Annotated in this window: 11 protein-coding genes; 1 reads left to right on the top strand and 10 read right to left on the bottom strand. The window is 38.6% G+C overall.

Features of this window, described 5'->3' with window-relative positions; translation table 11 throughout:
* Positions 1 to 142 precede the first annotated feature (142 nt).
* On the top strand, positions 143 to 868 hold the full coding sequence (locus G468_RS21420) for a replication initiation protein (protein ID WP_051297154.1): 726 nt from the start codon (positions 143 to 145) through the stop codon (positions 866 to 868).
* Here the strand turns inward: G468_RS21420 and G468_RS21415 are convergent.
* The 10 genes from G468_RS21415 to G468_RS0115510 all read right to left on the bottom strand — a co-directional run bounded on the left by G468_RS21415 (position 860) and on the right by G468_RS0115510 (position 6,040).
* Entirely contained in the window at positions 860 to 2,545 is a 1,686-nt protein-coding gene (locus G468_RS21415) for a terminase large subunit (protein WP_051297153.1), read from the bottom strand. The two genes, G468_RS21420 and G468_RS21415, sit on opposite strands and share 9 nt — an antisense overlap.
* Positions 2,546 to 2,557: 12 nt before the next feature.
* A complete protein-coding gene (locus G468_RS0115550; RefSeq protein WP_026823849.1) occupies positions 2,558 to 2,917 on the bottom strand; it encodes a terminase small subunit in 360 nt (119 codons plus the stop codon).
* Between the two features lie 256 nt (positions 2,918 to 3,173).
* The gene (locus G468_RS0115545; RefSeq protein WP_034250178.1) at positions 3,174 to 3,452 is read right to left on the bottom strand and encodes an HNH endonuclease; all 279 of its coding nucleotides are present in this window, start codon (positions 3,450 to 3,452) and stop codon (positions 3,174 to 3,176) included.
* 31 nt (positions 3,453 to 3,483) lie between these two features.
* Positions 3,484 to 3,924 carry a lysis protein gene (locus tag G468_RS0115540; protein WP_026823847.1) on the bottom strand — a complete coding sequence of 147 codons (441 nt, stop codon included), beginning with the start codon at positions 3,922 to 3,924 and terminating at the stop codon, positions 3,484 to 3,486.
* Between the two features lie 4 nt (positions 3,925 to 3,928).
* Positions 3,929 to 4,138 carry a hypothetical protein gene (locus G468_RS0115535; RefSeq protein WP_026823846.1) on the bottom strand — a complete coding sequence of 70 codons (210 nt, stop codon included), beginning with the start codon at positions 4,136 to 4,138 and terminating at the stop codon, positions 3,929 to 3,931.
* A gap of 28 nt (positions 4,139 to 4,166) precedes the next feature.
* Positions 4,167 to 4,754 carry a phage antirepressor N-terminal domain-containing protein gene (locus G468_RS0115530; protein WP_051297151.1) on the bottom strand — a complete coding sequence of 196 codons (588 nt, stop codon included), beginning with the start codon at positions 4,752 to 4,754 and terminating at the stop codon, positions 4,167 to 4,169.
* Between the two features lie 19 nt (positions 4,755 to 4,773).
* The gene (locus G468_RS0115525; protein ID WP_026823844.1) at positions 4,774 to 5,253 is read right to left on the bottom strand and encodes a lysozyme; all 480 of its coding nucleotides are present in this window, start codon (positions 5,251 to 5,253) and stop codon (positions 4,774 to 4,776) included.
* Positions 5,243 to 5,419: a phage holin family protein gene (locus G468_RS0115520; RefSeq protein WP_338078184.1), complete on the bottom strand. Its 177-nt coding sequence runs from the start codon at positions 5,417 to 5,419 to the stop codon at positions 5,243 to 5,245. Before G468_RS0115520 ends, G468_RS0115525 begins: the two co-directional genes overlap by 11 nt.
* Positions 5,412 to 5,807, bottom strand: coding sequence for a RusA family crossover junction endodeoxyribonuclease (locus G468_RS21410; protein ID WP_051297150.1), 396 nt, complete (start codon positions 5,805 to 5,807; stop codon positions 5,412 to 5,414). The genes G468_RS0115520 and G468_RS21410 overlap by 8 nt, the downstream gene beginning before the upstream one ends.
* Positions 5,804 to 6,040, bottom strand: a complete 237-nt coding sequence (locus G468_RS0115510) for a hypothetical protein (protein WP_026823842.1) — start codon at positions 6,038 to 6,040, stop codon at positions 5,804 to 5,806. The genes G468_RS21410 and G468_RS0115510 overlap by 4 nt, the downstream gene beginning before the upstream one ends.
* Between the last annotated feature and the right edge of the window lie 437 nt (positions 6,041 to 6,477).

Raw genomic sequence — 6,477 nt, 5'->3', positions numbered from 1 at the left:
TAATAGGTGAACATTTTGGCGGTAATAGGTGAACATTTTGGCGGTAATATCCACTGATAAAGGTGAAATAAAAAAAAAAGAGTTAACTATCAATTTGTAGTAGACTTAAAATATTTTATTTCATCGTTATGGATTAGATCTCATGACTCAAAAATTAGTAGCGTATAAATCTAATTCGCTTATAGAAGCAAGTTATAAACTTACTTTACAAGAACAAAGGCTGCTACTTATGTGTATAGGGAAAATTAATCCAATAGCAGAAAATCCAGAGAGAACTTTTCAAATTACCGCTAATGAATTTTATATGTCATTCCCTGATATGGGTCGCAAGCATGCTGAAAGACGATTACAAGAAGCAATAGATAGGCTAGCAGAACGCTGGATACGAATTTATTGGAAAGACAACAAAGAAGAGATCCGCTGGATTCAACGCAAAGCAAAATATTTTACAGGGGAAGGCAAAATTGAGATTAGCTTTTCTGATTACATCATACCTTATTTAACCCAGCTTCATGATCAATTTACAAAGATAGTTGTTAAAAACGTATCAAAATTGAAAAGTACTTATAGTATTCGCGTTTATGAGTTATTAATGCAGTTTAAAGCTATAGGTGATCGAGTAATAAAAATTGATGACTTTCGTTCAATGCTTGGATTGGATGATAAGTATAGCGATTTTAAAATCTTAAATAGAGCAGTAATTAAACCATCACTTAAAGAAATTAACGCAAAAAGTGATATCAATGTTTCTATCGATTTAGTTAAACAAGGTCGTAAAGTTGTTGCGCTGCATTTCCACTTTGAAGAAAAAAATAAAAAACAATCGTCGGATGATGAGTTGTTGCAGTTGAATAATGCCTCAACTTGAAAAAGGACTATCCCAAAACATGATTGAGCAAGGCTCTGTATTTTTCGCTGCTGGATTCGCTGCGAGTAAGTGAACAGCATTGAATAGCGCCATCAGAGGATCTATTTTAGCATGTCCACTTGCCTGTTTTGTGATCATGATTGAGTTGGCTCTTTGCTCTATTCGTGCATTTCCAATACACCAGTCCATCATAGGTTGTTTTGCATGAAACAAAGTGCCGTCTGCAAGTTTTCTTTCTGCTGCGGAAATAGCGCCACCTAGTCGCCATCCCTGACTTATTCCAACAATCATATCTTGCGGTATGCCAGCTGCTATTAACTCGCATAATATCGCGCTAATTTGCGCCGGATCGACACCGATTTTATCTAGGAGCTTTGAGTCCTGTATCTTTGAAACAATTTCACCGATTTCTTGTATGTCTTCACCAATTTCATTTACGATGATGAGATCATCAGCAAAGTCATTTAACTTGCTAGCTATACTTTTCCTGCGCTCCAATACAATTTTATGCGCCCACGCACGTGACCAAGATAGCCAATTGAGTGTGCCCTTTTCCCTTCCTAGCACAGTTAAGCCTAGCAAATCATCTAATCCTCCTCCGTCGATGCCAATCTCTATTACTTCGCTTCGCTCAATAATCCTAGCCAAAGAGAGAGAACTATCTTCTTGCTGTTTCCAGAAATCCGCCCCAATCCAACGATCTGACCGAAGATTAAGGCCAATTTCTACATTCAAGTGCTTTGATAGAAAGTTCTGTAAGGATTCTTCGCCGTTTTCAGTCGCTTTCTTGAGTTCCCTTTCTAGAAATTCCGGTATGACTGAGGCTCCTAGATTGGGATTGGAAATATAGAAATTTTCTGGCTTGAGATGTTCTTCACGTTCAATCATTTCTTCTGGAAATTCGTACAATACAGGAAGAAAAGAGTTGTCTACGATTTTCCCGTCACGAATATTTCTCGCTCGATTTAGCTGTTTTTTGAAGATGCCAGACGGGGCTTCATCGGCTTGCGTGCTCAAATAAATCACTATACCTTCTTGGAAGGAGGCTAAGCCTCCGGTAGCCTCACGCAAGATATTTTCTGCATTGGCTTTCTTACCAAACAACCAAAGCTCATCAACTAAAACGGCAACTGCTTTCTTTCCGCCTACAGTCTCTGAGTTCGCTGCTACGATTTTGAGTTTTGCTTTAGTTCGGGTATCGGTAATTGTTCTAATGTGTGATTGTACGTGAAAAATCTTGGATAATTTTTTATCGGCATTGATTGCGTTTTGGATTGGAGTAAAACTATTGTCTGCAATTTCCTTCGTTGGTGACAATATCAAAAATTCTGCTGCTTTTCGCCAGTTCGTAATCAATAATGTGAGCATCAATAAGCCAGCAATAGTGGATTTGCCGTTTTTTTTGCTAATCAATAACATCACTTCTTTAATTAATCGCTGTCCCGTTTGAGTATTGTAGGAGCCAAAGATAGCTGAGGCGAAGTCTTGTACCCAAGGTTTGGATATATCACCCAATCTAGGACTACTCAACGCATCGACGACTATCAAGTCATTGAAAATCGCAAGGGCGGATTTTGCTTGTTTTTCGTATAAAGACGAATAAGGAATAATCGATTTATTACCTACGATTCTTTCTTTCCAATCAACGCATGATGTCAACAACGCATCATGTTGCATTATGATGTTCCTTTAATTTAGTTTTGGAGATGGGAAAACAGGGTAAATGTCTTCTTCATCTTCCTCGATGACTCTTTCGCCAATAGAACCAAGTTTAGGGTGCATATATGGCATGAGTATTTTTGCTGCTTCAAATTTCATTGAAAGTGACACTTCAGCTCCATTCAGCAAGTCAATTAAAAAATCTTTAGGGTCTTCGTAGACTTTTTTTTCTAAAGAGTTGAGCAATTCTAGTACTTCTTCGTCCTTGGCTAGTCTTGAGCCAATTTGCTTTGCATACTTTTCGGTATACCCCGCTTGTCTTGCTGCTTCTGCTTGCGAAGCTCCGTTTTTGAGAGACGCTGCAAAATCTTTTTTTCTCTTGGTGGTCATTTTTCGCTCATTGGTAGATGAAATAGGGTTACTTGGTAAATTGAGAATATATACCCACAAAAATGTAACTTATTGATTTAATTTAATATTTTATTAAAAGCATGCTAAAAATCCCCAAAAAAAAGTTATCGGATTTTCTGCGCGTGAGAGGCGATGAGGTTTAAGTCATTGATAAATAAATAAAAATTAACCATCCCCCCGTCGTTTTTGAGTGATTTTGAGGTAGATATTAATTGCATACCTTTAGTGACCCTATTCAACGGTCTTCAACAGTCTTCTTCTTGTGACACTCAACGCAAAGAATCTGGCAATTGCTCTCTACATCCTGTCCGCCTTGCCAAAGAGGGATGATATGATCTAACTCAAATCCACTCGGATAAGAAACAAATAACTGGCAGTGATTGCATACTGGATTTTTTGACCAAACATCCAATCGCCTACGCTGCAATGTCACGCCTGTTATACGCCTTGAGGCCACCGTGAAGGCTTTCACTGCTGGTCTAGCTTCAAACATAGGCACAGCACTAGTGAACATCTTGAGCTTAGCTTTATTTGGTTTATTTGGTTTATTTGGTTTGCTTTGCATTGAGAACCTTGATGTACTTCTGTAGATATTCCGTCTGCTTCTCATTCTCAACTATCATCGTTCTGAGACGGAAATAATCTTGTCTAGCTGCTTCGCTAAGTTGTGTGGTGGCTTCATCATGTCGGCTCTTGGCGGTGGTGGCGGTGGATTCATGACACACTGCTTTGACACGCAACCGCTTATTGCCAGTACGAACAGCATCATGCAGCTTATCAATTTCAGCTTGAGCATTACTTAGTTCCTCGGTGTGTTTAGCATCTAGAGCGGATACTGCTTGTATTCGTTGGCTTAATCGGTAGATCACCGCTTGCCGTTCTTCTGCTTGCTTATAAAGCTGGTGATATTGACTGCGGTAGTAGAACATCGCTCCTAACATTGATATGAGAAGCGCAAGAATAATAGTTATTAGATTACTTCTCATCGCATTACCGTATTTTTGGTTGCATCTTTTTCGCCCAGTTCTCACCGATAGTCAAACAGTCTGCAAATAGTTTTCCTTTTGCGCTAGCGGAACTAGATCGCTTGTAGTGTTCCGTTGCTTTGTATGCACTCATCTTTGCAACATACGGATCATATCCGCTTTTAAGCAACTCACTTACAACATTTTTTTCAACGAATCCGATATAGTTTTTCACTGCAAGCCTCCAAAAATCTAGATATTCATTAAACATCAAGTAACAATTGAGCTTCATTAACCAACTTCGATATCTTCTTCTTGTGAGTTGCCTTTATTTTCTTCCACTCGCTTAATCCCGTACCAAACAAGCTAGCAATAGCCTTGTCACTTTTGAGTTCGGCACAAGCAGCGTTGAGTTCGTGCATGATGCTTCGCTCTTCTTTTTGAGCGCGAGGATTAACAGCGATTCCTTTTGTCCAGTAGTCGTAGAGAACATCATCACATTCTTCTTGATAGCGGATAACCTTATTGCGGATTTTAGGATTAACCTTGTTTGGGTTAATTGATTGCAACCAACCAGCCAATTTACGAAGAGGAAGACAAATCATATTCCGTTCTTTACCATCTCCGGCAACTATCACGATTTCCGTGATGGTTGATTTAAATCGCTGTTTTAATTTTTCAAATTGAGATTGCCAAGCTAAACCCATTCCCTCAACGATAGGTTTCATAGGGGTGTATGCTTCACCAATGTGATTCACAACATAGAGATCATCACCGTGAAACGGTACATTAATGATGCTGGAATTAGCTTTTTTGGATATAGGAAGTTCTACGATATTATCGTATTGCATAATTATTTTTCCTTTGGATTTATTGGATTTTGTTTTGACAGAGTTCTTGTTCGACTTTGCGTCGATTAATCAAGCCTTTTGATACTTTTCCATCGGTATATTTCCAGCGGTGCATTTCATTACAAACACCCTGAATATCTCCAGCGTTGAGTTTTTTGAGAAGCGTTGAATTTGCAAATGCTGTATTACCAACGTTGTAGACGAAAGAGGCTAACGCTGCCTTCTGTATTGTACTTAAGGGAACTTTCACACTGCTCTCAACCGTATCAATTGCATTTCGCAAATCGGCATCTAGCAATTTTTGGCATTCTTCTTCGGTATAACGTTTTCCAGCTATGACATCTTTTCCTGTATGACCGTAACACACAGTTAGTACGCCTCCACCGTCTTTGTACGGACGATATCTCAAGCCTTCGTGCCACTGAATCAATACGCTTGATAGCGCGACGATTCCTCCTGCACTGGCTAGCATCAACCGTTTTCTAAGTTCAATGTTCATTTTTGAGTTTGTGTTCTTTGCGTTTGTAGTACAAGTTGATAAAAAATGTCCCTATCGTGCTGAGAATGCCTGTCACTGCTAACCACTCATCAAGCGTGAGAAAGCCAAAGCCAGTTGATAAAACTCCGCACAGGTAAGCACTTGGTGTTGAGTATTTTTCAAACATAATGATCCTTTTCTGCTTGCTCATCGATGTACCTATCAACTTCAACAACACACTTGCCGCCTTTCCTTCCTCCGTTGTTGTCTATTTTTTTCACATCCAGTTGACGCACTTGACTATCGTCATTCCACACTCCTGCATCCGTCAGCGCATCTAAAACGCCTTTCGAATAATTATCGACATCTCGCTGCCTTTTATCGGGAAGATAGAGACTCATTTTCACAATGACATCACCGTCAAATAGTTGTGTACCGTATTTCTCTTGAGCAGCTTTGATGATATTCACTGCTTCTCCTTTGAAGGCTCTAGCCTCAGGACTCAAACAAATGTGACTTTTCAGGCGTAACCAATAAGTATTAACGCTTGGTGGGAAAGGTAACTCAACTATCACGATGCCCTCCGTGCATACAGCCTTAACGTCTTAGCATTTATTAAACTTTCCATAGCATTATGATAAGTTGGTGAATAAGACTTCAAAAGTTGATGACGAATAGCTTCTATTTTGCGCCGTTCTTGACGTCTTTTAGCGGCATTTAAATACCCTACCGTTTTTCCATAAGAAATTTTTGACACAGTTTCACCGTTAAAGATTTTTATCGACTGGGAATTTTTGCATCCCTTCATTGGTATTTTTTCCTTTTTTGTTTATTCGGGTAATAGCTAGCCAAGGAAAAGAAGAGTTTTCTTTTTCCGGTTGTTTGATTGGTTTTTGAAAGAGGATTTTTCTCTTGGCTAGGATTTGTTTTGATTGTTTATTTTTATTTATTAATTTAACTATTTATTAACGTAAAAAATTAGGGTGTAACGGGCGTAACACCCAAAACATAGCCTACTTACTTCCTAGGTTAATTAATTGCTCAAATAATATACTATTTGGTTGATATATATACATATTGATTATATTTTAATCAATTAATTTATTTCGTGTATTTTTTTGCTATTTAGCCCAACTCGGTCAACTCAATATGCATATTTATTTGATAAATAATATTTATTTTTGATAATTAGGCCAACTCAGCGGTCAACTCACGGTTAACTCGACCAACTCAGCGGTCAACTCA

It is taken from the genome of Arsenophonus nasoniae DSM 15247 (genome assembly GCF_000429565.1).
GTDB lineage: Bacteria > Pseudomonadota > Gammaproteobacteria > Enterobacterales > Enterobacteriaceae > Arsenophonus > Arsenophonus nasoniae.
Note: the sequence above shows the minus strand (reverse complement) of the source record. Positions and strands in the feature narration are given on the sequence as shown.